The organism is Fructobacillus sp. ESL1117, from assembly GCF_058508565.1.
Genome location: NZ_CP196385.1, coordinates 687,714 through 710,263, shown reverse-complemented (window position 1 = coordinate 710,263; position 22,550 = coordinate 687,714). Strand labels below are relative to the sequence as shown.

General features: G+C 44.7%; 21 protein-coding genes, 1 tRNA gene and 1 pseudogene. 22 read left to right on the top strand and 1 reads right to left on the bottom strand.

What is annotated here, in order from left to right; all coding sequences use genetic code 11:
• Window positions 1-19 precede the first annotated feature (19 nt).
• The 19 genes and pseudogenes from ACSYSH_RS03005 (at window position 20) to udk (ending at window position 17,404) form a co-directional block, all read left to right on the top strand.
• Window positions 20-1,390 (top strand): DEAD/DEAH box helicase, encoded by a 1,371-nt coding sequence (locus ACSYSH_RS03005; protein ID WP_491702410.1) that lies wholly within the window; start codon window positions 20-22, stop codon window positions 1,388-1,390.
• Window positions 1,391-1,684: 294 nt separating this feature from the next.
• A complete protein-coding gene (gene mutM, locus ACSYSH_RS03000) occupies window positions 1,685-2,515 on the top strand; it encodes a bifunctional DNA-formamidopyrimidine glycosylase/DNA-(apurinic or apyrimidinic site) lyase (protein WP_491702411.1) in 831 nt (276 codons plus the stop codon).
• Window positions 2,516-2,642: 127 nt separating this feature from the next.
• Entirely contained in the window at window positions 2,643-3,353 is a 711-nt protein-coding gene (locus ACSYSH_RS02995) for a DUF975 family protein (RefSeq protein WP_489815901.1), read from the top strand.
• Window positions 3,350-3,952, top strand: coding sequence for a dephospho-CoA kinase (gene coaE, locus ACSYSH_RS02990; RefSeq protein WP_491702412.1), 603 nt, complete (start codon window positions 3,350-3,352; stop codon window positions 3,950-3,952). Before ACSYSH_RS02995 ends, coaE begins: the two co-directional genes overlap by 4 nt.
• Complete coding sequence (locus ACSYSH_RS02985; protein WP_491702413.1) at window positions 3,952-5,454, top strand: DnaD domain protein; 1,503 nt, start codon at window positions 3,952-3,954, stop codon at window positions 5,452-5,454. The genes coaE and ACSYSH_RS02985 overlap by 1 nt, the downstream gene beginning before the upstream one ends.
• An 8-nt stretch (window positions 5,455-5,462) precedes the next feature.
• Window positions 5,463-6,419 carry a primosomal protein DnaI gene (gene dnaI, locus ACSYSH_RS02980; RefSeq protein ID WP_489815899.1) on the top strand — a complete coding sequence of 319 codons (957 nt, stop codon included), beginning with the start codon at window positions 5,463-5,465 and terminating at the stop codon, window positions 6,417-6,419.
• A 97-nt stretch (window positions 6,420-6,516) separates the two neighbouring features.
• On the top strand, window positions 6,517-7,605 hold the full coding sequence (locus ACSYSH_RS02975; RefSeq protein ID WP_489815898.1) for a YibE/F family protein: 1,089 nt from the start codon (window positions 6,517-6,519) through the stop codon (window positions 7,603-7,605).
• Window positions 7,602-8,381: a YibE/F family protein gene (locus ACSYSH_RS02970; RefSeq protein WP_489815897.1), complete on the top strand. Its 780-nt coding sequence runs from the start codon at window positions 7,602-7,604 to the stop codon at window positions 8,379-8,381. The genes ACSYSH_RS02975 and ACSYSH_RS02970 overlap by 4 nt, the downstream gene beginning before the upstream one ends.
• Entirely contained in the window at window positions 8,365-8,667 is a 303-nt protein-coding gene (locus ACSYSH_RS02965) for a hypothetical protein (RefSeq protein WP_489815896.1), read from the top strand. Before ACSYSH_RS02970 ends, ACSYSH_RS02965 begins: the two co-directional genes overlap by 17 nt.
• Window positions 8,668-8,753: 86 nt before the next feature.
• Window positions 8,754-8,824: transfer RNA gene (locus ACSYSH_RS02960), tRNA-Cys, on the top strand.
• Between the two features lie 377 nt (window positions 8,825-9,201).
• Window positions 9,202-9,516, top strand: a complete 315-nt coding sequence (locus ACSYSH_RS02955) for a SemiSWEET family transporter (protein ID WP_059393695.1) — start codon at window positions 9,202-9,204, stop codon at window positions 9,514-9,516.
• A gap of 240 nt (window positions 9,517-9,756) precedes the next feature.
• Window positions 9,757-11,790: an ATP-dependent DNA helicase RecG gene (recG, locus tag ACSYSH_RS02950; RefSeq protein ID WP_491702415.1), complete on the top strand. Its 2,034-nt coding sequence runs from the start codon at window positions 9,757-9,759 to the stop codon at window positions 11,788-11,790.
• Between the two features lie 42 nt (window positions 11,791-11,832).
• On the top strand, window positions 11,833-12,861 hold the full coding sequence (gene plsX, locus ACSYSH_RS02945; protein WP_252774428.1) for a phosphate acyltransferase PlsX: 1,029 nt from the start codon (window positions 11,833-11,835) through the stop codon (window positions 12,859-12,861).
• A 63-nt stretch (window positions 12,862-12,924) separates the two neighbouring features.
• Window positions 12,925-13,173, top strand: a complete 249-nt coding sequence (locus ACSYSH_RS02940; protein WP_252773634.1) for an acyl carrier protein — start codon at window positions 12,925-12,927, stop codon at window positions 13,171-13,173.
• 109 nt (window positions 13,174-13,282) lie between these two features.
• Window positions 13,283-13,729: pseudogene (locus ACSYSH_RS02935) on the top strand (SprT family protein); the annotation flags it as partial.
• Window positions 13,730-13,786: 57 nt separating this feature from the next.
• Window positions 13,787-14,002: a hypothetical protein gene (locus tag ACSYSH_RS02930; protein WP_489815893.1), complete on the top strand. Its 216-nt coding sequence runs from the start codon at window positions 13,787-13,789 to the stop codon at window positions 14,000-14,002.
• A gap of 99 nt (window positions 14,003-14,101) precedes the next feature.
• Window positions 14,102-15,118: a substrate-binding domain-containing protein gene (locus ACSYSH_RS02925; protein ID WP_491702416.1), complete on the top strand. Its 1,017-nt coding sequence runs from the start codon at window positions 14,102-14,104 to the stop codon at window positions 15,116-15,118.
• Window positions 15,119-15,241: 123 nt separating this feature from the next.
• A complete protein-coding gene (locus ACSYSH_RS02920; RefSeq protein ID WP_489816525.1) occupies window positions 15,242-16,585 on the top strand; it encodes an MFS transporter in 1,344 nt (447 codons plus the stop codon).
• Between the two features lie 183 nt (window positions 16,586-16,768).
• Window positions 16,769-17,404: a uridine kinase gene (udk, locus tag ACSYSH_RS02915; protein ID WP_252773636.1), complete on the top strand. Its 636-nt coding sequence runs from the start codon at window positions 16,769-16,771 to the stop codon at window positions 17,402-17,404.
• Between the two features lie 89 nt (window positions 17,405-17,493).
• Here udk and ACSYSH_RS02910 read toward each other — a convergent pair whose 3' ends face one another.
• Window positions 17,494-18,345 (bottom strand): MurR/RpiR family transcriptional regulator, encoded by an 852-nt coding sequence (locus tag ACSYSH_RS02910; protein ID WP_252773637.1) that lies wholly within the window; start codon window positions 18,343-18,345, stop codon window positions 17,494-17,496.
• A gap of 152 nt (window positions 18,346-18,497) precedes the next feature.
• On the opposite strand from ACSYSH_RS02910, the gene gnd reads away from it, so the two are divergent.
• The 3 genes from gnd to ACSYSH_RS02895 all read left to right on the top strand — a co-directional run bounded on the left by gnd (window position 18,498) and on the right by ACSYSH_RS02895 (window position 22,529).
• A complete protein-coding gene (gnd, locus tag ACSYSH_RS02905; RefSeq protein ID WP_252773638.1) occupies window positions 18,498-19,406 on the top strand; it encodes a phosphogluconate dehydrogenase (NAD(+)-dependent, decarboxylating) in 909 nt (302 codons plus the stop codon).
• Between the two features lie 153 nt (window positions 19,407-19,559).
• Window positions 19,560-21,098 carry a gluconokinase gene (gene gntK, locus ACSYSH_RS02900; RefSeq protein WP_489815890.1) on the top strand — a complete coding sequence of 513 codons (1,539 nt, stop codon included), beginning with the start codon at window positions 19,560-19,562 and terminating at the stop codon, window positions 21,096-21,098.
• A gap of 48 nt (window positions 21,099-21,146) precedes the next feature.
• Window positions 21,147-22,529 carry a gluconate:H+ symporter gene (locus ACSYSH_RS02895; protein WP_252773640.1) on the top strand — a complete coding sequence of 461 codons (1,383 nt, stop codon included), beginning with the start codon at window positions 21,147-21,149 and terminating at the stop codon, window positions 22,527-22,529.
• Window positions 22,530-22,550 lie beyond the last annotated feature (21 nt).

Genomic DNA, 22,550 nt, shown 5'->3' with positions numbered 1-22,550 from the left:
AAAATAAGGAAAATAAAGAATGATTTTACCGGAACTTGCTAATTTATTTTATGAACACTTTCAGGAAGAAACGCCAATTCAAAAGGCTCTTTTTGACCGAATGACTGCTGGTGAATCCGTCTTTGGCCTGGCACCGACTGGTTCTGGAAAAACGCTGGCTTTTGCTTTGCCGGTGCTGTCTAAGATTGATCTCACAGCCAAGCAGAGTCAGGTTCTGATTTTAGCACCGTCACAGGAATTGGGCGCTCAGTTAGCCCAGGTCATTCGCCCGTATGCCAGTGAGGTCGGTGTGAAGGTTGCTGCCTTAATTGGTGGGGCCAATGGGAAGCGGCAGGCAGATAAGTTGAAGAAGGAGAAACCGGCAATCGTGGTTGGTACACTTGGCCGGATTTTGTCGATGATTGATGGTGGGGCGTTGAAAACCAAGCACCTGAAGACCCTAATTGTCGATGAGGCGGATGCCACCTTGACTGAAGAACACCAAGAAGACTTAAACATCTTAGCAAATGCCTTGCCTGAATTGGACCAAGTTGCTCTGTTTTCAGCCACCTCGGGTGTCGACTTGGCCTGGGTCAAGGAACTCTTTGGTCACTCTGTGAAGCCGGTTTCCGTGGAAAATCAGGCACCGAAAACCATTGATCACACATACTTGCACGTTGATGCCAAGGCTAATCACAAAGTTTTAATTGAGTTAGCTCGCCGACACCAACAAGCCTTAGTTTTCTTTAACACCATTGGGGCATTGGTGGCCGCCCAGGCCGCCCTACGTCATGAACATGCATCCGTCATGTCCGTTGGCAACAATGAGAAGTCACATTTAAAGCGGGCAGATGCCCTCCAATCATTTAAGAAGGGCAAGCTCGACTTGTTGCTGGCGACTGATGTTGCTGCCCGTGGTCTGGATATCCTGGGCTTGCCATTAGTCGTCAACGCACAAATTCCGAATAACTTGACCACCTACCTCCACCGGACTGGCCGAACAGGGCGCGCGGGCCTTGCTGGTCAAGTATTGAACCTTGGTAACGATCATGATATCCGAAAGTTAAAGCAGTACTTACCAGAAGAAATCAGCCTGGAAAAGTTCGACTGGGCCAAAGCCGATGAAAAGCAGCAGGAAGCCAAAAAATTGCAGAAGGCCAGCGCAACGGTGGCTGACGATGGTGCTGATTTGGATATGAAGCAACAGCTACGCGTTGAAAAGAAGCAGGCTGTCAACCGATTAGATGGCAAAAATCGTAAGGCGGATAAGAAGAATCGTCAAAAGCAGTCCGAAGAAAAACGCGAATTGACTGCTAAAGAAGCTGCTAAGTCGAAAAAGAAGCATCAGGCCCGAAAGAAGAAGAATAAGGGCAAGCCCAAGTGGGCCAGCCGACCTCAGGATTCGAAGTAATTTAAGCGGTTCGCCGTTTTTTCCAGTGTGCCAATGGGTAGATGGCTAACGACAGTCAGTCCAATCGTTGGCAATCGTGCCTGTGCTATAATGAAAACAATATGAACTTTATTGACAGATTATCCAAAAGATAGTCGGGCAATTGTGCCTGGCTATTTTTTGTTATAATATTTCTTGAAAAATATTAATGAATTTGTTGATTTAACCAGGAATTGTCAAGGTTAGGCTAAAAGTTAGCCCAAGAGTCAGTCCATGAAATTAAAAACGTTGCTATGAAGGGAGTTATAAACCCAAATGCCAGAATTACCTGAAGTTGAAACTGTCCGCCGGGGGCTAACTGCTCTTGTGCAAGGGGCAAAAATTAACAGTGTGGCTGTGCCGTATCCAAAAGCTGTGGTTTCTGATTTAACCGACTTTCAGACCGACTTAGCCGGGGCCACGATCAATCAAATTGACCGGCGAGGCAAGTTTTTGCTTTTCCGGCTTTCAAATCAGAAAACCCTGGTTTCCCATCTACGGATGGAGGGCCAGTACTCGGTTGAGCCTGAAGGAGCAACTCCACATAAGCATACGGAGGTTATTTTTACTCTAGATGACGACCGCGACTTAATGTACAATGATACCCGCCGCTTTGGTCGGATGCAATTGGTGCCAACAGGTCAAGAATACCAGGAGGTTTCTGGCCTAGCAAAAATGGGGCCGGAACCCACTGAAGCCGATCTAGATATTACCTATTTGACTTCGATTTTAGCCAAAGCTCACCGCAAGATTAAGCCTTTTTTGCTCGACCAGTCCAACGTGGCAGGACTTGGTAATATCTATACGGATGAGGTTCTTTGGCAGACCGAGATTCACCCAGAGACCTTAACTGATCACTTAGCGGCTAAAGAGGTAGTAAAACTGCGGCAAAATATTATTCAAGAGATTAACCGGGCGACAGTTCATCATGGCACGACCGTCCATTCTTTCTCTAATGTTTTTGGCGAGGTTGGAAAGTTCCAAAACGAACTCGATGTCTATGGTCGGGCAGGTGAACCTTGCAAACGCTGCGGGACGCCCCTCGTCAAAATTAAAGTTGCCCAGCGCGGAACGACCTATTGTCCAAAATGCCAGGTGCAAAAGTAAGAACAAACCTGGCTTGTCTTTTGGTTTTGATTAAACTATAAAAAACAGCACGATTAATGGCTTTTTCATTTTATTGATCTTTAACAACCCAGCAGGGGATAATTGTGCCTTCTCGCGAAAGGAACTCATGACAGAAATCACACCAATCTCGCAAAACCGTGTTAAGTTGACTGCGAGAATACATCTACAAAAAAATTTTTTTGCAGCCATCAAGGCTAACTGGCTTGTCATTTTATTTAATCTTTTTCAAACCGCTTTAGTGCTGACGACGACCTACCTTGTGTTGCTGAACTATCATCAAACCGGTCAAATGGTTTACCTTAACCAGCGCAGTGCTTATTTTAGTCAGACGATTGCCAGTACAATTGCCTTAGTCTTTTCTTGGTCTGCCAAGTGGGCGATTGTGGACCAATTTCAAGAACCAAAGGCCAAGGTAAAATGGAAGCAGAGTATTCAAGCTTTTCGCTTTGGTCGGTTCTTTGCCACCTTTATGCTTGCTTTCGTGCAAAACATTCTGCTCTTTTTGTGGTCAATATTGGTGATTCCGGGCTTCGTTAAGTCCTTTTCTTACTCACAGACCTATTATGCCTTTAAAATGGATAGCCTGTTTGGTCGTCAGCAGAAATCCTTGACCGATTATATTTCGATTTCTCGGCGAGTTATGTCCGGACGTAAAATGGAATTGTTTCAACTCGAACTTTCCTTTTTAGGCTGGCACTTGCTCGGATTTGTGACTTTTGGGTTAGCCTATATCTACGTGACACCATATTTGAATACGGCACGGGTTGTCTATTCAAGCCAAGTCTTTGCGCAAGCTTTACAGAAGGGGGAAGCATGAAAATCATCGGTTTAACAGGAAGTATTGCTACTGGAAAGTCAGCGGTCACCAAAATTGTGACAGCTGCTGGTTACCGGGTGATTGATGCCGACTTGGTTGCCCGCGAAGTAGTCGAACCAGGGACCTTTACCCTGGAAAAGATTAAGGATGTTTTTGGTCTGAATATCGTTGAAAACGGGGTCTTGAACCGTAAAAAGCTCGGGCAAATAGTCTTTCAGGATCCAGGTAAGTTAAAGGAACTGACAGCGATTACGAGTCCAGCCATTTACTCGGCGATTGAGGATAAGGTCAATTTTTTTAAAAATCGTGGTGAAAAGGTGATTTTTGTCGCTATTCCGCTTCTTTTTGAACAAAAGTACGATGAGTCTGGGTGGTTTGACCAAATTCTGGTGGTCGCAACCGACCCGCGGATTGAGCTTGACCGATTGATGGCTCGTGACCACTTAGATGAATATGCGGCTCAAAGCCGAATTAAGGCCCAAATTCCAATTGAAAAGAAGGTCGAAAGTGCAGACGTTGTTTTTGATAATAATGGCACTGAAGCAGAGCTGAAGGCGCAAGTCGAAAAGTATTTAACTGATTTAAAGAAGGAAGAATAATGGCTGTTTCCAAGCAGACAATTGAATTTCAGGCAAAAGAGTCGGCCTATTTGAGTTTGCAGACATCGATTAGTCTTGCTGATTTGAACCGAGTTTTTAGTTTGTATTTGCCTTTTTTGGGTGCCAAAGCTTATGCCCTTTATCACTTCATGGTTCAAGAGAGTCAGGCCGGTACAAAAAAATGGTCTGATCACTACTTGCTGCTAGATACATTAACCCTCTCATTGCCTGATTTCGTCCATGCCCGCAAGGCGCTGGAGGCAGTCGGGTTGTTGAAAACCTTCTATCAGGAGGTGGGTGGTTTTGCTGGTTATACTTACCAAATTCAGTCACCAATGCTGGCAAAGGACTTCTTTAACGAGGATTTGCTGGCGGGCCTCCTCTTTTACTTTGCCGGTGAGGACCGTTTTCAAGTCCTAGCTGACCGCTTTGCGGGTCAGTCGGCCGGTCAAGTCAGCGGTGCCAACGTTGTTAACCTTTCGGCTAGCTTTTTGGAATTCTTTGATAATCCGGTTGCAGGCCGTCAGCCAAAGGTTGAATTGGCAGGACCTTCGTCGCTGGACGATTTGGACTTTAGTTCGCAGCGTTTTGACTACGATGCAATGGTCGCCCTGATACATGGCACAACGGCCACCAATTTAGCATCTGACCGGCAATTAATCATGACCCAGCAGGTTCTTTACGGGCTGAACGAGGCTGAACTAGCAACGGCCATTACCCGTAGCATTAACCTCGATGACCATCGCTTAAACCGAGCTGCCTTTATGTCTTATTTGCAAAATCAGTGGGGCAAAAGCGCCGAAAAGACAAAATTAGCCAATCGGGGTAACCAAGCCGAAACGACTGCAGCTGGTCGTGGGCAGGGTAATCAAGCAAGTGGTTTAGAAAGCCGGCAAGCTGGTGGAGAAAAGGAGCAGGTGACTCAGAATTTAAACGGTCAGCACCTGACTGGAGTCCAGGGCCAGCCAACAGGTCAGATGTCTGGTAGTCAGAGCCAGGCCAATCAGTCGATACCAAAGCAATCAAGAGCACTGCAATCGCTTTATCAGGCGGCTGATTTCTTAAGCCCAATTGACTTTTTACGGCAAATTAAAGAAAATAATCATGGTTACGTAACGAAGTCCGAGAACCAGTTACTAAGCAACCTGGTCCAACAAAATATTTTGCCAGTTCCAGTGATCAATATCCTGATTTATCAGGTCTTGGTAAATATGGATAATTCGGATTTGAAGCGGAACTTGGTTGATTCGATTGCCAATGACTGGGCGAAAAACCAGGTTGATACTGCGCCAAAGGCGGTGGCTGCTATTAAAAACCACCAGAACCAGCAGAAGGCACGCACGAGCACGAATCAAAGCCGTTATCAAAGTCGGTATAGCCGGTCTGGGCAGAAAGTTGAACCTAAGATGGCTCAAAATGATCAGTTAACTAACCAGGCCAGTCAGGGTGATGATGCAGCGGCCATGATGGCACTGTTGAAGGATCGTAAAACTAAGAATTGAGGTTTGTAATGAAAGATTTAGGGTCAGCCTTAAAAGATTTTCAAAAAAAGTATCCCCAAGTTTCCAATGCCCGTTTGGCACAAACCCTTGAAATTATCAAGAATGATCAAGATGTTCAAGATTTTTGGCAGGCACATCAAAAAGAGTTGAAACCCGATGCTTTTGCAGTAGCAATGATGGACCTGTTTGAGTATGTTAACCAAAAACATCAGAGTAAAAATCCTGCTAGTGGGCTTTTTCCTGGTTACCATCCCATTCTCACGATTGAAAAGGGATACCCACATGTAACTTACCAAGCTAGTCCGAAAACCCAGGAATTTTTAATGCAGAAAAAGATGTTGAAAATGTTTTCGGTGCCAAAGGATGTGCGTCAGGCTGATTTGAAGCAATTAGTTGCAGAGGTGGGCCAACATCCTGGCCGCCAGGCTGCTGTTTCAGCTGCTGTTCGGCTGTTTGACGCCTTGGTTTCACAGGATAAAGGACACCAGCACGACTTTATTCAAGGCCTTTATCTTTATGGGGATTTTGGTGTTGGGAAAACCTATTTGATGGGGGCCTTGGCCAATGCCTTGTCCGCCAATGGCATTTCGGTCATGATGGTCCACTGGACATCGATGATTGAGGATTTGAAGGCTGGCTTCAACAAAAATAGTACTGATCAAAAAACAGACGATATTATCGCCCAGGCTAAGCAGGCTGAAGTGCTGATTTTGGACGATATGGGAACGGATAATCTGACTGCTTGGGCGAGAGACTCAATTTTGTCGGTTATCTTGGAATACCGGATGCAAAATCAGTTGACCACTTGCTTTACTTCTAATTTTGATTTAACCTCTTTAGAGGAGTATTTGAGTCAAACAAGAGAGGCCAAAGAGCCGGGCAAGGCGGCTCGCTTGATGCAACGAATCCTTTTCTTGGCCCAGCCAGTGGCCGTGGCCGGCGAAAATTTGCGGTTGCACCGTTAAAAAAATTCTGTTGGGGCTGGACAGTTACTGTGACAGCCCTTTTCTTTTGTAAGTTCTAATTTTGTCCTTTTGAGGAGGGCAAGAGGGGATATTGATCATGAAAAAACAGCTAGGGCGTTTGGCCATTATTGCTGTTGTAACCATTCTGGCCTTTTTCTTGGCCCGTTTTGATAGCTTTTTGTACGCTGCCCCTATTGGCCAAGTAACAGCTGTCAAGCAGACCAGTCAGGAAACAACGACGGATGAATTTGGCAACCAGGACGGTCAATTTACTCAGAACCTGACGGTTAAACTACTCAACCGCTCGGGCCAAACGGTTAAGATTCAAAATCAGGTGATGGCCTCGCAAACGATGACCACTGATTATCAAGTTGGTGACCAGATTCTGCTCAAGGAGTATTCTGGATCTTATCAAATCGACACGATTAAGCGTGATTCAACACTTTTAGCCTTGATAGTCTTACTAGTCTCAGCCACTGTGATTTATGTTCGTTTTAAAAAAACCAGCTTTTTGTTACTATCGGTTGTATTGAACGCTGCCGTTTTTGTGCTGGCATTGGTTGTTGACGTCCATGTTAAGAGTTTGCCAGTTATTCCCTGGTTTGCCCTGGTGGCGGTTGCTTTAGCGGCTCTTTCGCTTTACCTGGTCTTAGGACGCGGCCGGCAGGCCCATATTACGTTAGCAGCGACTGCTATCACAACTGCCTTGGCGGTTTTCGTCATGTGGTTTGTCCTGCTCATTACTGGTGGAATTGGTGTGCATTTTGAAACCATGTCCTTTGTGACCCAGGTTCCTGCCCCAATTTTTTATGCACAGACGATTATTGGTGTTTTAGGGGCGGTAATGGACGAGTCGGCTGATATTGTTGCCGGCCTCTTTGGCCTTCATCGCGAATCGCCTCACCGGCCCTTCCGAGATTATTGGCAGGCAGGTTTGTCGGTTGGTCGTGAAATTTTGGGCACTTTGACCAACGTTTTGTTTATGATTTTTATTGCTGAGACGATTCCGATGGTGATTTTGATGCTACGAAATGGTAATAACTGGTCGTATATTTTGGATCAGGTCATGAACCTCGGCATCTTGCAGACAGTTGTTTCTGCGCTGGGAATTGTTTGGGCAGTCCCACTCACGGCCGGCCTGACAGCCTGGAAATTACGTCATCAAGAAGAGGAGGCGGCAAAATGAATACAATTTTTGTCTTGATTGTGATTCTTCTTCTTTCATTAATGATTGTCGGTGGTCAGCAAGGACTAAAAACTTTTTTTGGGCTGGTCTTGAACTTTTTCCTGATTTTTACGTTGATTATCCTTGTTAATTGGGGCTTTAATCCCTATATCGTGACGGCCATTATTTCCTTGATGATTCTTTCAGTGGCCATCTACCTTTCGGCTGGCCGAAGCAAGGTCATGGCAATTGCCTGGCAAAGTTCTTTGGTGGTGACGACTGTTGTTGGCTGCTTGTCTTTTTTAACTCAACACTTTGCCCAGGTTCAAGGCTATACTCTCGAAAATTCGGATGAATTAGAGGGCTTGTCGTTAAATATCGGTATCAATTTTAGCCATTTAGTTGTGATTGTGATGGTCATTTCGGCTTTGGGGGCGATTGCTGAAGCTTCGATGGCAATTACTGCTGATTTATTTGAGGTGATTGATCGCTCGCCTGATATTACCAAAGACTCTTTAAGCGAGCACGCGAAAACAATTGGAAGTCAAATTTTAGGAACGGCAGTCAACACGCTCTTCTTTGGGATGTTAGGGGCTAATATTCCGCTCTTAATTTGGTACCTGCGTTTGCATTACACATTGGCAGAATTTATTAATGCTAAGCTTTTAGTAATGGAAGTGGCCACGATGCTACTAGGTATGATTGGGATTTTGTTATCGATTTGGCTGTCAACTTATCTGGTCGAACGCCGTTATCAAAGGGAAGGACGGAACTTGTTAGATGAATCAGACCTTTAATTTGATTGAAGAAATTACTCGTAACGATGGTACGGTTTACTATGAATTAGGAAACATCTCCGAAAACTCTCGAGCAGAGTACGCTGCTGAGCATGGAATGATTAAGGAAGTGAGGATTTTAAAGATGAACATTCCGCGCTCTTCCCACGTGGAAAAAGTGGAAGACTTTATTAATCATCACTATGATTTTTTGCCATTGGAAGCTGATCATTTTGATGAGTGGGTCAAACCAGATAATATTCAAGCGGAGATGAAACAAATTCTCTTGGATAATAAATTAGGTTAAATCAGCTCGTGCAAGCACTTTGATAAAGGTATTGTAATTTAGACCAATTTTCTTTATAATTATAAGCGTTGTTTAAACGCTTTGTTGGTGGCATAGCCAAGTGGTAAGGCATGGGTCTGCAACACCCTGATCGCCGGTTCGACTCCGGTTGCCACCTTTTCGGCCGTTTTCTAGGAATATCTAGAGGACGGCTTTTTTGTCTCTAAATACTGGTATAAAGGCATTTGTAGAACTTTTTTTATTTTCGACAGTTTTCGTCAATATACCCTGATTTTTAGACCATTTAGACCAAATTTAGGCCAAAATAAGCTAATTATAAAAAAGAGATGTACATGCTCAGCATTTTTATAATCTCCTTCATAAGTTTAACCAAGATAACTTAGCTACTAACATGGCCAAAAGTTCTTGCAGATTATTACCTGGCGAATAATTCGCCGAGCCTTTTTTCAATTGTCCTTGCTCTTTTTCTAATTGTGTTATAATTGGCACAATCATTCGAGCGAATGATGGAATAGGAGATACAAAATCATGGGCATGCGTGTTGATAATTATGTTTCACCAGAAGAAAAAAAACAGGTAGATGAGAAGCGGATTAAGATGTTGAAGATCTTTTCTAAGGTCGCAACCGTGATGAACATCTTGATGTACGTTTCATACTTTCCACAGATTGTTTCTAACTTTAGTGGGAATCCAGTTAACTGGCTCCAACCAGCCGTTGCGATGGTCAATGCTACGCTATGGACTGGTTATGGTTGGCTGAAAACTTATAAGGATTGGCCAATCATCATTTCCAACGTTCCTGGAATCTTCTTCGGAGCGATTACGTTCATCACAGTATTTATTCATTAAAAAACAAAAGTCGCCATTGGCGTCTTTTTTTATGGTTAAAAATGAGATGGTCAGTGTTTCTCTGACTAGCAATGATAGAAAAACAAGACAAAAAAATTGGCGGATTTCCTTTTGATTTTGTTGGCAAAAGTGACAGTGTTATTGCCAAAGAGATGATGACCTGCTTACTAGCGGAGGCGATATTTCCTTTCACTCTTGAAAATGGTAAAATATTGTTTATCAAAAAGAGGGGATAGACTCATGTCATTGGCTTTAGAAGACCCGGTTTCAGCACTGTCCGGTGTCGGGGAAAAGAGACAAGCTGCGTTACGCGACTTGGGTATTTTTACAATCGAAGACTTGTTGACTTACTATCCTTTTCGCTACGAGGACTTGGGTGCAAGGAGACCATCGGAAACACTTGATGGGGAAAAGGTCACGTTCAAAGGGGTTGTTTCCACACCCGCCGTGGTTCGCCGCTTTGGAAAACGGTCGCAAACCGTTTTAGGGCTGTTGATTGACCGTGAAAATATTCGCGTAACCTTCTTTAACCAGCCCTGGGTTGCTAAAAACATTGAAGTCGGACAAGAAGTTGCCGTTTATGGAACCTATAACGCAGCCAAGGCGGCCCTATCTGCTATCAAATTAGTTCCGGCCACAACCGATGCCTTGGATCCAATTTATCCGGCCTCCAAGGGGGTCAAGGCGAAGACAATTGCTGACTTGGTTGAGCAGGCCTGGGGGCAATTGCGCGGACAGATGCCAAACCTGGTGCCGCAACACTTACGTGACAAGTACCGTCTGCTTGACAAAAATCAGCAAATCGAGTGGGCTCATTTTCCTAAGGATTCAGCGGAAGCCAAGGCCGGTCGTCGGTCGGCTGCCTTTGAAGAGTTCTTTATCTTTCAGATGCGCCTTCAATTAATTAAACAGGCGGACCAAGCCTTTGGTGGTCAACCACTTCATTATGATAAAGAGGCGGTTTTCACATTGATAGACCGCCTTCCTTATGAGTTAACCGCTGCTCAAAAGCGAGTGGTCGGCGAAATTTTAGCCGACCAACACGACGGACGACACATGAATCGTCTCCTACAAGGCGATGTTGGTTCTGGAAAAACGGTAGTGGCAGCCATCGCCATGTATGCAACGGTGACTGCTGGCTGTCAGGCAGCCTTAATGGCGCCAACTGAAATTCTGGCTCAGCAACATGCTAAGAGTCTGGCAAAGCTCTTTGACCAAGCGGGGATTGACCTGCGGGTGGAACTGTTGACTTCCGGCCTGAAGGCTGGCCAGCGCCGTCAAATTTTAGCCGATTTAACTAATGGCGAAATTGACATTGTTGTTGGTACCCACGCTCTGGTGCAAGATGACGTTTACTTCCATCACCTCGGTTTAGCAGTCATCGATGAACAACACCGTTTTGGTGTGAAGCAGCGATCAAAGTTACGTGAAGGGGGAATGAACCCTGACATCCTGGCCATGACGGCGACACCCATTCCCAGGACCTTGTCTATTACAGCCTATGGCGAAATGGAAGTTTCCGTGATTGATGAATTGCCAGCTGGACGGAAACAGATTATGACGAGTCAGCTTTCTCAAAGACAGTTTGACCAGGCTCTGGCCTTAATGAAGGCGGAATTGGCTAAGGGGGCCCAGGCGTATGTCGTCACGCCCTTGATTGAAGAATCTGAGACTTTGGATGTCCAAAACGTTACCGAAGTATACCAGCGCTTACAGGTGGCCTTACCGGACTATACGGTTGGACTTTTACATGGTCGGTTGAAAAAAGACGACAAGGACACCTTGATGCAGGGCTTCAAGGACAATCAGGTTCAAGTTTTGGTTGCGACAACTGTTGTTGAGGTTGGGGTCGATGTGCCCAATGCTTCAATTATGTTAATATTAGATGCTGACCGTTTTGGTTTGGCCCAGCTCCATCAATTGCGGGGCCGGGTTGGCCGCGGCGACCGCCAGTCTTATACGGTTTTAGTGGCCGATCCTAAGACCGACTATGGTAAGGAACGACTCAAGGCCTTGGTCGATACAACCGACGGCTTTGAATTGGCCCAGCGCGACTTGGAGCTACGGGGCGCAGGTGATATTTTAGGGACGAAGCAGTCGGGGATGCCTGAATTTCAGGTGGGCGATCCGGTCAAGGATTTGACGATGCTGACCATTGCCCAGCAGGAAGCCTTAAGCCTGGTGCGTGAGTCTGGCTGGGATAACCAGGTGGATAATCAGCCCCTAGTAACCTACTTATCCAAAACCATGGCGCAGTTCCGCCATTTTGATTAGCAAATTTAAAAATAAGACGATAATTTTAGGAGAAAAATTGTGATTAAGATTGCCATTGATGCGATGGGGGGGGATTTTGCCCCCGATGAAATTGTTAAGGGAGTTGAAATGGCCCGTGACCGTTATGCCGGTTTGGAATTTCAACTGTTTGGCACTGAAGCTAAGGTCCGTCCATTGATTAAAAATAGTGACCGAATTACGCTGATTGCAACGACAGAGGAAATTGAGATGGGTGAAGAACCCGTGAAGGCAATGAAAAATAAGCCGGACTCTTCTTTGGTGCGCGCTGCAATGGCTGTAAAAAATGGAACGGCCGATGCTCTGTTCTCTGCTGGAAATACCGGTGCCATCCTGTCTTCTGCTATCTTTATTGTCGGCCGGATTAAGGGCGTTGACCGTCCGGCCTTGGCTTCTGCTATTCCATCATTTGGTGGTCCCAATGATTCATTTGTTTTCATGGACTTGGGAGCCAATGCTGAAAATAAGCCAGCGCACCTTTATCAATATGGTATTTTGGGTAGCTTCTATGCCCAGTCTGTTATGGGGATTCAAAATCCCCGTGTTCGTTTATTAAATAACGGGGGCGAAGAAGACAAAGGAGATGAAACCCACAAGGCAGCTCACCAGTTGATGAAGCAGGCAACTGCCTTTAATTTCTTAGGCAATGTTGAGGCCCGTGAAATTCTGGAAGGTACCGCCGATGTTGTTGTCGCCGACGGTTTCTCAGGAAATGCTGCTTTGAAGGCCATGGAAGGAACAGCTTTGACGATGATGGACCAATTGAAGGATTCTATCAAATCAGCCGGATTTCGTGGGCTGTTGGGCGCCCTCATGATGAAGCCAGCCTTGCGCTCCTTGAAGCATAAGATGGACTTTAATGAACAGGGTGGTGCCGTGGTCTTGGGTGTGAAAGCACCCGTGGTTAAGACCCATGGTTCGGCTAAGGCTAATGCTGTCGCCAACACGATGGGTCAGATTCAAACGATGGTTCAAGAAAACTTGGTTGAAAAGACCACGAACTTTATTAAAGAAAATGCCGACGCTTTGAAGGCAAAGAAAATTGAAAAATAAAAATCAGCTTGACGGTCGTGAGTGCTATTGGTCACGCACCGCTAACTGCTGAGGGAGTAACAAATGGCATTTACAAAAGAACAGATTTATGACCGGTTAGCAAAGGAAGCCGCACAACGGTTTTCATTAAAGGCTGAGAAGGTTAGTCCCAATCTGAACTTTGCTCAGGATACATCGGCTGATTCAATTGACGTGGTTGAGTTGGTCTTAGAGGTTGAAGATGAATATAATATGGAAATTCCAGACGAAGCGTTGGATTCCTTGACGACGTTACAAAAGGTCGTGGATTACGTCTATGTTCACCAGGCGTAAGCGTCAGCAGGTTCGCGCGGGGATGCAAGCGTCACGGCCGACAGCTGCATACCGAAAATCAGCAGCGGCTAAAGGAAGTGAGCTTGGTCGTGGCTTTGAATCAGCAGAACTAAGGCAAGACGATTTACAGGCCTTTGTTGAAAAGGTCTCTTTAGAGTCCTTTGGCCGGCCGTTTAGGCACCAAGCAATCTATAATAATCGGTTGCAAACCACCGGTGGTCGCTACCATCTGGCTGATCATCATATTGACTTTAACCCGAAGATGGCGCACCAGGACGATTTTATCGGGGTTGTCAAGCACGAACTAACCCATTACCACCTCCACCTAGCGCACCGAGGCTACCGGCATAAGGATGCTGACTTCAAGTCCCTCTTGCAGCAGGTCGGTGGGTCACGCTATGCACCAGCTTTGGGGCCGACAAAACAGCAGACTGTGAAGTGGCATTATCGTTGCCAAAACGGTCACGATTTTTATCGCAAACGACGAGTGGATACGAAAAAATACCGCTGTGGTCAGTGTCGAACGCAACTGACCTTGGTTGAGGAAATGCGTTAGCGTTTGAAAAAATTGGTCATGAGACCATCATTTTTGCTGAATCAAAGGAAAGAAACCATGACCTTACTTAAAGTTGGCTGGAGTTTGCTCATTTTACTGGCCTACCCAATTGTATTTTTGTGGGCAACTAACCATGGCTGGCCAACCTGGCTGACCCTTGTTGCCGCATTTTTTTTAATGCTTGTTGGTAGCTTTGGCTTTATGGGCATTGCTTACTGGCGATACCGTCAACAAGAATTGGTTGATACGCACCAAGATGAAAATGACTTGTAATATAAATGAAAGTGAAAAGGCCGTGTAAGCGTTTGCACAAGCGGCCTTTTTTTGCTATGATTGAATTTTAGAAGAGGCTTTATATAAGGAGTTATGGCGATGGCAGAGCAAAAGAAAAACGCAACAATTTATGATGTCGCCGAAAAGGTTGGGGTTTCACTGGCCACTGTTTCCCGAGTTGTTAATGGTAATGATAATGTACGTCAGTCAACCAGAGACAAAGTATTGAAGGCAATCGATGAGCTAGCCTACCAGCCCAATGCGGTAGCCCGTGGCTTAGCTTCCAAGAAAACAACCACGATTGGTGTTGTGATGCCGGATGTGACGAATATTTTTTATTCTGAATTGACTCGTGGTGTTGATGACATCGCCCAAATGTACCAATACGATGCTTTGCTAACGAATACCGATGATGAACAGGACCGGGCGGTTACTGCCATTAAGAACTTGTTAACGAAGCAGGTGGACGGTATTATTTATATGGGCACCAAGCTTTCAACTCCAGTTATGTCAGTGATTCAATCAGCTGGGGTGCCAATTGTCTTGGCTGGATCAGTGGCAGAGAATGAGGCTTTACCATCTGTCAATATCGATTATGTGACCGCCTTTGAAACGGTCACATCAAAGTTGCTCGCCCGCGGCCATCGAAGAATTGCCCTGGTCCTTGGTTCAAGGGATCGAGCAATTGATCAAGATTTTCGTTTGGTTGGTTATCAACGTGCTTTGCAAGAAGCAGGAATTGACTACGATGATCAACTCGTTTTTGCTAAGGCACGGACCTATGAGGCCGGTCAGCTACAAGCTGCGGATTTAATGGCCCAGAACGTGACGGCCGTGGTTGCTTACGATGACGAAATTGCTGTCTCCGTCTTAAACTATTACCAGGACCACGGATACAAGGTGCCAGAAGACTTGGAGATTGTGACATCAAACAACACGAATTTTTCAATTGTTTCTCGACCGGAGCTTTCATCAATTAACCAGCCTAAGTACGATATTGGCGCAGTTGCTATGCGGATGTTAACGAAGTTAATGAATGGTGAAAAATTAAAGGAAACACAAATTAAGTTGCCATACACGTTGATTAGTCGAGGATCGACAAGAACTCAATCATGATTGCAGGAAATCCGTTCTAGGGTTCCTTTTTTATTTAGAATCATTATAAATAACTTGCCATTTTTAAATTTTTTCTATAAAATAAAGTGATAATCAACAAAGGGGGAATTTTCCTTGAAAAATATGAAGCGTTTGTCGCCATTTTCATTGGTCTTGTTATTGACATCCTTTACGATGTCAATCTCACAGTCAACGATGACGACAGCCTATCCAATTTTAATGAAGCAGTTTGGAATTAACGCTGCTAATGTCCAGTGGGTGACCTCTGGCTTTATGGTTGCTATGACCTTAGTGATGCCGTTGTCGCCCTGGTTACTAGATAACATTCCGTTGAAAAAATTATTGAATTTAATCGTCGGTGTTTTTCTTATTGGAACGCTGTATGCAATGGTCACACCAAACTTTCTTGGTGTTGTGATTGGTCGCTTACTTGAAGGAGTCGCTGTTGGGGCACTTTTTCCAACTTACCAGGCGGTCATCCTGGAAAATACACCAAAGGATGACCGTGGTGTGGCGATGGGGACCGTTGGTCTGGTCATGGGTTCAGCACTGGCCGTTGGTCCAATTGTTTCCGGTATCGTTTTGCAGTGGGGATCATGGCGGATTTTGTTTGGTTTATTCTTTATCGTTTTGCTGGTTTTGATTACCACAATGCAATCCAAGATTGAAAATACACACAAATTAGAGCCACGTAATTTTGACTTTTTGTCAGCCTTTCTTTTAATCGGCTTTGCGGGTATCCTCTACACAATCTCGGTTTTGCCCGCCACTGGTTGGAATTGGACATTGAGGCTGATTTTACTACTTTCAGTTATTTTCTTGTTAACGTTTGTTATCCGCCAATGGAAGGAAGAAACACCCTTTTTGGATTTACGGGTTTTCAAGTATCGGGGCTATTTACCGGCCATGTTGCTCACAGGAATGTCTTATTCTGGCTTAATTACCGCGACGGTTTTGATGCCGTTGTACTTCCAAAAAGTTTATCATCTGGTACCGGTTATCTCAGGTTTGTTGATGATTCCTGCGGCAGTCTTCTTGTCTTCTATGAACCCACGGGCTGGCCTGTTGCTCGAAAAGATTGGTCTGCGTCCCTTGGTCTTGCTCGGTTCAACGATGATGGTCTTAGGCTACTTGGACTTAGCTGTTTTTGGAACTAAGCACATGTTATTAGCCATCATCGGTGCCATGCTCTTGGAGGGGGGGAACGCCTTCATCATGATGCCAGCGGTTACGGCAGCTAACAATGCCTTGCCTAAGCACCTGGTTTCCCACGGTACAGCTATTATTACGACTATGCGTCAGCTGATTGGGGCAACATCGATTTTGGTTGCCAGCATTCTGATTGGTGTGTTTATCAGGACAACTTCGTATGGAGCTGCTTTGAATCACACGGCTGCCTGGTTTATTTTGATTCCGTTTTCTGGCTACTTATTGGCCAGTCGGATTCGTGTACAAAAAGAAGATTAAAAATTAGAAAAAGGTTTGCCTTAATTTGAAGCCTGAAATTTGACAGACAAATTTCAGGCTTTTTATGTCATAGATTTTCCGTTTTAAAAGAAAATGATACTAGCTTTTAGGGCTGTTATCACGTAAAATAGGTTGGATAAGAAAAAAATGATTGAGTGGGCTTTTTGGCCCTTGGAGGCAATTTTGGCAAAGAAACCGTTACTAATTGGTATTACAGGTGGGTCTGGCTCTGGTAAGACCACCGTTTCCAAGGCGTTAATCACTCGTTTAAGTGCAAACCAGCCAGTTTTGTTGCAGCAAGACGTTTACTACAAGGACCAATCGGACAAGCCAATGTCTGAGCGGGTTAAAACGAACTATGATCATCCGGATTCGATTGAAACGGATCGATTCGTTGCTGATTTGGAAAAGTTGATTGACTACCAGGCAATTGACATTCCAGTTTATGATTATGCACAGCATACGCGGTCAAGCGAAACGGTACATATTGAACCGGCCGATGTGATTATTGTTGATGGCGTTTTGCTTTTCAATGATGCTCGTGTTCGTCATTTGCTTGATTTGAAGGTCTTTGTTGCTACGGATGACGATATTCGTTTTATCCGCCGTCTTCAACGCGATACGCATGAGCGTGGCCGGACAGTTGAAGGGGTGATTGAGCAATACTTGGCAACCGTTAAGCCGATGCATAATCAATTCGTTGAGCCAACAAAGCGTTATGCAGACATTATCGTACCAGAAGGTGGTGCAAACTTTGTGGCAATCGATATGTTGATGAACCAGGCAATTGCGATGGTTGAAAAAGAAGAGCAAGAATAACCAATAAAAACGCACTGTTGATGAAACAGTGCGTTTTTTATTGACTAATGCTGATTTTTTGCAGCGGCAAATTGTTCCGTGCAGTCTGATTAATGAAGGCGAGTGCTTTCGATGACGTCACGCATGGTATCGACGACGTGTTGCGTTTGTGTTGGTAACTTTGATCCAGCAAGGGTGAAAAGTGTGTCGATTATGGTTAGCTGGGCAACCAAGGAAGACATTGATTCTGATCGAAAGTTAATTTCTTCAGCTAAAGAGAGAAAGACTAAATTAGCCATTTCAGCCAAGGGAGAATCAGCGAAGGAAGTAATCGCGATAAAGGGCACTTGATTGTCTTTTAGCTTTTGGGCAACAAAGAGGGTATCTTCGTTGCGACCGGAGTGGGAAATCACGACGGCAGTATCTTGCGGCGTTAACTTGACTGCTTGCATCAATTGGATGTCGTAATCAGGGTGTGAGATGACATCAATTGGGGTACGCAAGAACTTGTGGTAGGCATCAAAAGCGGCAATTGAAGAGCCTCCGATGCCAAAGAAGCCGACGCGCTTTGCCGAAGTCAGCCACTTAACTGCCTGGTCTAATTTTTCGGCGGTCAAATTGTCGATTGTCATTGAAAGGGCATTTTGAGCGCCGGCAAAAACCTTTTTCGTAATAGCGGCAGTGTCGTCGGCATCTTCAATCTCACCAAACAGATCGACTGGAGGTTTTCTTTGATTATAAGAGGCGAGAGCCACCGAAAAGTCGCGATAGGAGGCAAAACCGATTTTTTTAACAAAACGAGAAATCGAAGCGGTGGATACGCCAGTTTCTTCAGCCATTTCACGGATGGTGCCGGTTGCAGCTTCGGCGGGTTTGGCTTTAATATAAGTAATCAGTTTACTTTCGGTCTGATTATAACCGGATGGACTTTGTCCAAGTTTAGCAAAAATTGAATTTGGCATAATTGTCTCTCTTTATTATTGAAGAACCTAAGAATATAAATACTATACCTAAGTTGAAATTTATTTTCAATTATCACTTGCATCATGTAAATGATTTTCATATAATAGAACTTGTAGTTTAAATAGAAGAATTTAAAAAAGAGGTAATACACATGAAGTTTGCCATGATCGGCCTTGGTAAGATGGGTCTTAACTTGGTTAAGAACGCCGTTGACAATGGTCACGAAGTTGTTGCATTCGACTTGAACAAGGATTTTGTTGCAGAAGCAGATGCTTACTCAGACAAGGTTGAAGGCGCCAGCTCAATCGATGACATGTTGGCTAAGTTGCCATCACCAAAGGTTGTTTGGGTAATGGTACCAGCCGGTGTTCCAACAAACTCAACAATCGATACTTTGATTGAAAAGATGGATAAGGGCGACATCATCATTGATGGTGGAAACTCAAACTACAAGGACAACTTGGAACAAAACAAGCGCACTACTGCAGCTGGTTTGAAGTTCTTTGATGCTGGTACTTCTGGTGGAATGTCAGGTGCTCGTAACGGTGGAAACTTCATGATTGGTGGCGATGACGCCCAAGCATGGAAGACAATCGAACCATTGTTTGCTTCAATTGCCTTGGAAGATGGTTACTTGTACACTGGTCGTTTGGGATCAGGTCACTACTTGAAGATGGTTCACAACGGAATCGAATACGGTATGATGCAAGCCATCGCCGAAGGCTTCGAAGTATTGGAAGCTTCACAATTCGATTACGACTACGAAGCAGTCGCAAAGTTGTGGAACCACGGTTCAGTTGTTCGTTCATGGTTGATGGAATTGGCCGAAGAACAATTTGCTAAGGATCCAAAGTTGTCAAAGATTTCTGGACGGATGCACTCATCTGGTGAAGGAAAGTGGACAGTTGAAGAATCACTTGACTTGGAAGTTCCAGCACCAGTTATCTACTTGTCACTTGCAATGCGTTACCGTTCATTGCAAGAAGACACGTTCACTGGAAAGGTTGTTTCAGCATTGCGTAACGGCTTTGGTGGACACGCAATGGACGCTGCTAAGTAATTTAAGATTTGTTTTGAAACTTGCTCCCGTTACTTGGGGGCTTTTTCTTTGAAAAGCTTATTCTTTCAAGCATCTTGCTATTCTAGATTACGTTGATTAATCAGAAAGAAACCCGAGTGGCCTTTTTTCTGGAATTGTGATGGAGAAATAATCATGGATTATATGATTGGTATCGATTTAGGAACGACCTCGACTAAGGCCGTTTTGTTCGATGATCAAAACCAAGTGGTGGCCCAATCGAATGTTGGTTATCCCTTATATCGGGATCAAACGGATATGGCGGAAGAAGACTTAGAAGAAATCTTTGTCGCTTTTACCAACGCCCTAGCTGCTGTTGTTCGTAAGGCCAATTTGAGTGAAGGAAACAAAATTACAGCTGTTTCCTTCTCATCAGCAATGCACTCATTGATTGCTTTTGATAAAGACTGGAAGCCACTGACACGTGTTATTACTTGGGCCGATACTCGTGCCGTTAAGTATGCTGATGAATTGAAGGAATCTGGTCAAGGGATGGAAATTTACCAAAAGACCGGAACGCCAATTCATCCAATGGCACCTTTGTCCAAGTTACTTTGGCTGAGAAATGACCAGCCAGATATTTACAAGAATGCTGCTCATTACTTAGGCATTAAGGAATATTTGTTCTTCCGTTTGTTTGGTGCGAACAAGATGGATATTTCAATTGCCTCAGGAACTGGCTTGTTCAACATCTTTAACTTGGACTGGGATGAGCAAGCTTTGTCAGTAACCGGTTTATCAAAGGATCAGTTGCCTGAACCTGTTTCACCATATGAATATGAAACAAAGATGAAAAGCGATTACGCGACAGTGCTTGGTTTGCCTGCGGATACACCATTTGTTTATGGTGCCGGTGATGGCCCATTGTCAAACCTTGGTGTTGATGCTGTTCAACCTGGTGTCGCAGCAATCACGATTGGAACTTCTGGTGCCATCCGTGTTGTTTCTGATAAGCCCGTTATCGATCCAAAGGGCCGGACATTTACTTATGCCTTGGACAAGGATCACTGGGTTGTTGGTGGACCTGTTAACAACGGTGGCGATGTCTTCCGTTGGGCCCGCGACAATCTCTTTGATGCCGAGAAGTCAACCGCTGCACTGCTTGGGCAAGACGCTTATGACTTGATGACTGAAGTGGCATCAAAGATTCCTGCCGGTTCAGATGGCTTGCTCTTCCATCCATACTTGGGTGGTGAACGAGCACCAATTTGGGATGCAAACGCGCGTGGTTCATTCTTTGGCTTGAACCATTCACACACTCGTGCAAACATGATCCGGGCCGTTTTGGAAGGTATTACCTTTAACGTCTACATGGTCTCTTTGGCCTTGGAAGAAGTTGTTGGTTCATTGAAGTCCATCCAAGCAACTGGTGGTTTTGCACGCTCGCCGTTGTGGCGACAAATGTTTGCTGATATCTTTGAACAACCAGTGACAGTGCCACAAGCCTTTGAATCGGGTGCGTTAGCTGCGGTTGTTGTTGCCCAAAAGGCCTTGGGTCAAATTGATGATTTGTATGAAATCTCAAAGTATGTTGGTAAGTCAAATACTTACCAACCAGACCCAGAAAACTTCGAAGCTTATCGGGAATTGGCACCAATCTTCATTCGCTTGTCACGCCAATTGCAAACTGAATATGATAACATTGCCGACTTCCAGCGTAAGCACATGAAGTAAGGCGCAGAGATAATAGGAGAGAAAGCCAGGTGGCTTTCGTATGGATAAATGGAATTTGTTATGTTATTCGTGTCCATCTTACTCTTGTTGGTTTTAATCACCAAGTTTAAGTTGAATACCTTTGTATCGTTGGTCATTACGGCCTTCGTTTTGGCCCTCTTATTGGGCATGAACCCATCAAAGATCCCAGATGCCGTTTTGGGTGCCCAGGGAATGGGAAATATCTTGGGATCAAACGCCGTTATCTTCATCTTTGGTGGAATGATTGGCCGTTTGGTTGCTGATGCTGGTGGTTCTTATCGAATCGCTAAGACCTTGATTGCTTGGTTCGGTTTGAAGCGCTTGCAATGGGCTGTTTTGTTAGCTTCCTTTATCATTGGAATTTCAATGATTTTCGGAGTTGGCATGGTTTTGTTGATTCCAATCGTTTTTGCCGTTGCCATTGAAGCGGGTGTCCCATTGCTTTATTTGGGAATTTCAATGACGGCTGCCTTGTCATCTGCACAAGGCTTCTTACCACCACAACCAGCTCCAACTGCTGTTGCCTCACAATTAGGCGCAAACGTTGGTTTAATGTTGATTGTTGGTTTGGTTGTTTCAATCATCACAGCTATTGTTGCCGGCCCTGTTTATACAAAGTTGGCGCAAAAGTTTGCCCCTGATGCTTTCCAATTCAAGGAACATATTGAAGCGGTTGGTGAAGTCAAGGAATACGACTTGGATAAGTCACCAAGCTTTGCCATGTCAGTTTTGACTTCTGTCTTTCCATTGATCTTTATGATTATCGCCACTGTTTATAAGTTGGTGGTTTCAGGCGGCAAGGCCCCAGCTAACCCTGACATGGTTTACCGAGTAATTGATTTCTTGGCAAACCCTGCCGTTGCGATGACGATTTCTTTGGTCTTTGCCATCTTTGCGATGGGACCAGGACAAAAACGTTCAATGAAGGAAGTTGAAACTTCATTGACTGAAGGTTTGAACTCAGTTGCCGGCATCTTGTTGATTGTTGGTGGTGGTGGTGCCTTGCGTGGTGTTTTGGTAACATCAGGTATGTCAAACCAAATCGCACACTTGTTCCAATCATCAGGTTCAATGTCGCCAGTCACAATTGTTTTGTTTGCTTGGGCAGTGGCTTCATTGCTGCGAATTGCCGTTGGTTCAGCCACGGTTGCTGGTATCACGGCGGTTGGTGTCGTGAATGGTATTTTAGCTGCTAACCCACACGGTGATTTGTTACTTGTGTTGGTTGCTTTGGCCATTGGCGCTGGCTCATTGATTGCTTCTCACGTTAATGATGCTGGATTCTGGATCTTTAAGGAATACTTCGATTTGACGGTTAAGCAAACCTTCCAAATTTGGACGGTTTTGGAAACAGTTATTTCTGTAACCGGTTTAATTGTGATCTTAATTATTACAGCACTTTTTGTTTAAATTAGTGCAAAAAAACTGTTG

Excerpts from the sequence above, each read along its gene's own strand:
- ACSYSH_RS03005 (WP_491702410.1), top strand. The coding sequence starts at position 20 with ATGATTTTACCGGAACTTGCTAATTTATTTTATGAACACTTTCAGGAA.
- mutM (WP_491702411.1), top strand. The coding sequence starts at position 1,685 with ATGCCAGAATTACCTGAAGTTGAAACTGTCCGCCGGGGGCTAACTGCT.
- ACSYSH_RS02995 (WP_489815901.1), top strand. The coding sequence starts at position 2,643 with ATGACAGAAATCACACCAATCTCGCAAAACCGTGTTAAGTTGACTGCG.
- coaE (WP_491702412.1), top strand. The coding sequence starts at position 3,350 with ATGAAAATCATCGGTTTAACAGGAAGTATTGCTACTGGAAAGTCAGCG.
- ACSYSH_RS02985 (WP_491702413.1), top strand. The coding sequence starts at position 3,952 with ATGGCTGTTTCCAAGCAGACAATTGAATTTCAGGCAAAAGAGTCGGCC.
- dnaI (WP_489815899.1), top strand. The coding sequence starts at position 5,463 with ATGAAAGATTTAGGGTCAGCCTTAAAAGATTTTCAAAAAAAGTATCCC.
- ACSYSH_RS02975 (WP_489815898.1), top strand. The coding sequence starts at position 6,517 with ATGAAAAAACAGCTAGGGCGTTTGGCCATTATTGCTGTTGTAACCATT.
- ACSYSH_RS02970 (WP_489815897.1), top strand. The coding sequence starts at position 7,602 with ATGAATACAATTTTTGTCTTGATTGTGATTCTTCTTCTTTCATTAATG.
- ACSYSH_RS02965 (WP_489815896.1), top strand. The coding sequence starts at position 8,365 with ATGAATCAGACCTTTAATTTGATTGAAGAAATTACTCGTAACGATGGT.
- ACSYSH_RS02955 (WP_059393695.1), top strand. The coding sequence starts at position 9,202 with ATGCGTGTTGATAATTATGTTTCACCAGAAGAAAAAAAACAGGTAGAT.
- recG (WP_491702415.1), top strand. The coding sequence starts at position 9,757 with ATGTCATTGGCTTTAGAAGACCCGGTTTCAGCACTGTCCGGTGTCGGG.
- ACSYSH_RS02940 (WP_252773634.1), top strand. The coding sequence starts at position 12,925 with ATGGCATTTACAAAAGAACAGATTTATGACCGGTTAGCAAAGGAAGCC.
- ACSYSH_RS02930 (WP_489815893.1), top strand. The coding sequence starts at position 13,787 with ATGACCTTACTTAAAGTTGGCTGGAGTTTGCTCATTTTACTGGCCTAC.
- ACSYSH_RS02925 (WP_491702416.1), top strand. The coding sequence starts at position 14,102 with ATGGCAGAGCAAAAGAAAAACGCAACAATTTATGATGTCGCCGAAAAG.
- ACSYSH_RS02920 (WP_489816525.1), top strand. The coding sequence starts at position 15,242 with ATGAAGCGTTTGTCGCCATTTTCATTGGTCTTGTTATTGACATCCTTT.
- ACSYSH_RS02910 (WP_252773637.1), bottom strand. The coding sequence starts at position 18,345 with ATGCCAAATTCAATTTTTGCTAAACTTGGACAAAGTCCATCCGGTTAT.
- gnd (WP_252773638.1), top strand. The coding sequence starts at position 18,498 with ATGAAGTTTGCCATGATCGGCCTTGGTAAGATGGGTCTTAACTTGGTT.
- gntK (WP_489815890.1), top strand. The coding sequence starts at position 19,560 with ATGGATTATATGATTGGTATCGATTTAGGAACGACCTCGACTAAGGCC.
- ACSYSH_RS02895 (WP_252773640.1), top strand. The coding sequence starts at position 21,147 with ATGGAATTTGTTATGTTATTCGTGTCCATCTTACTCTTGTTGGTTTTA.